The organism is Caulobacter sp. D5, assembly GCF_003185805.1.
Taxonomy (GTDB): Bacteria; Pseudomonadota; Alphaproteobacteria; order Caulobacterales; family Caulobacteraceae; genus Caulobacter.
In genome coordinates this window covers 1-1290 of the sequence record NZ_QHJY01000271.1, presented here as the reverse complement: position 1 = coordinate 1290, position 1290 = coordinate 1, and the positions used below count along the sequence as shown (strand labels likewise).

Below are 1290 nucleotides of genomic sequence, written 5' to 3'. Positions count from 1 at the left end.
ATGCGATCCACAGCCGCTAACTCGGGCCGGTACCAAGAGCCCTCCCCATGGCTGGGATGGCTTTGATTATGGGGGTGGTTTGGGCGCGTCTGATAAGTTGGCGTGAGAAAGTTGCAAGTGGCTGATCTGGCTGGACTCTTTTGCGAGTTCACCGGGGATAGACGGCGCTCAATCCCCGTCAGCCCACCCAAATCCGTAAAATCCCCGCGCAAGCGGGGACCCAGGCTTTTTCTGAAACGTGGGGCGCTCGACGATAAAACACCTGGGCCCCCGCTTTCGCGGGGATTTTACGGGAGGAGGAAGCGGTCAGGCGCTGAGGCTTTCCCCCTCAAGCAGAGAAACCTCTACCGCGCCCCGAACAGCGCCGAGCCCACGCGCACCGAGGTCGCCCCACAGGCGATGGCGGTTTCGAAATCGTCGCTCATGCCCATGGAGAGCCTGGCCAGGCCGTTGCGGGCGGCGATGTCGGCCAGCAGGCGGAAATGCGGGGCGGGGTCCTCGTCGGCCGGCGGGATGCACATCAGGCCTTCCACGGAGAGGCCGTAGGTCCCTCGGCAGGCGGCGATGAAGACGTCGGCGTCGGCGGGGATGATCCCGGCCTTCTGCGGCTCCTCGCCGGTGTTGACCTGGACGTAGAGGCGCGGGGCCTCGCCCTGGGCCTGGACCTCGTCGGCCAGCACGCGAGCCAGCTTTTCGCGGTCCAGGGTCTCGATCACGTCGAAGAAGGCTACCGCGTCGCGGGCCTTGTTGGTCTGCAGGGGGCCGATCAGGCGCAGTTCGATCTCGCCGCGATGCGCCCTCCAGCGCTCCTTGGCCTCCTGCACGCGGTTCTCGCCGAAAACCCGCTGGCCCCCATCGAAGACCGGGGCGATATGGTCCCAGGGCTGCAGCTTCGACACCGCCACCAGCTGGACGGCGTCGGCGGGACGGCCGGCCGCCTGCGCGGCGGCGGCGATGCGGGACTGGATGGAGATCAGGGCTTCGGACATGGCGGACCAGGTAACGGACAGTCTGGAGACCCTCTCTAGAACGGCCGCGCGGCTTCGCCCATGGGCCTGGCCCGGCGATCCCCTGCCCCGGCTGCTGTTTTTCACCGATCCGGTCCGCACGCCCGATCCGGAAGGCGTCGCCGAGCGGCTGCCGGCGGGCGCGGGGATCGTCTACCGCCCATTCGACGCCGCCGACGCGGTCGAGCGCGGCCTGCGCCTGGCCGAGATCGCACGGCGCCGAGGCCTGCTGCTGCTGGCCGGCGCCGATGTGGCCCTGGCCGAAGCGATCGGCGCGCATGGG

At 68.6% G+C, this 1290-nt stretch carries 1 protein-coding gene and 1 pseudogene; one reads left to right on the top strand and one right to left on the bottom strand.

The window, feature by feature from the left end; all coding sequences use genetic code 11:
• Positions 1 to 344: 344 nt before the first annotated feature.
• Positions 345 to 989 carry a YggS family pyridoxal phosphate-dependent enzyme gene (locus DMC18_RS17320; RefSeq protein WP_110118409.1) on the bottom strand — a complete coding sequence of 215 codons (645 nt, stop codon included), beginning with the start codon at positions 987 to 989 and terminating at the stop codon, positions 345 to 347.
• On the opposite strand from DMC18_RS17320, the pseudogene DMC18_RS17315 reads away from it, so the two are divergent.
• Positions 988 to 1290 (top strand): annotated as a pseudogene (locus tag DMC18_RS17315) (thiamine monophosphate synthase); the annotation flags it as partial. The gene DMC18_RS17320 and the pseudogene DMC18_RS17315 sit on opposite strands and share 2 nt — an antisense overlap.

Excerpts from the sequence above, each read along its gene's own strand:
- DMC18_RS17320 (WP_110118409.1), bottom strand. The coding sequence starts at position 989 with ATGTCCGAAGCCCTGATCTCCATCCAGTCCCGCATCGCCGCCGCCGCG.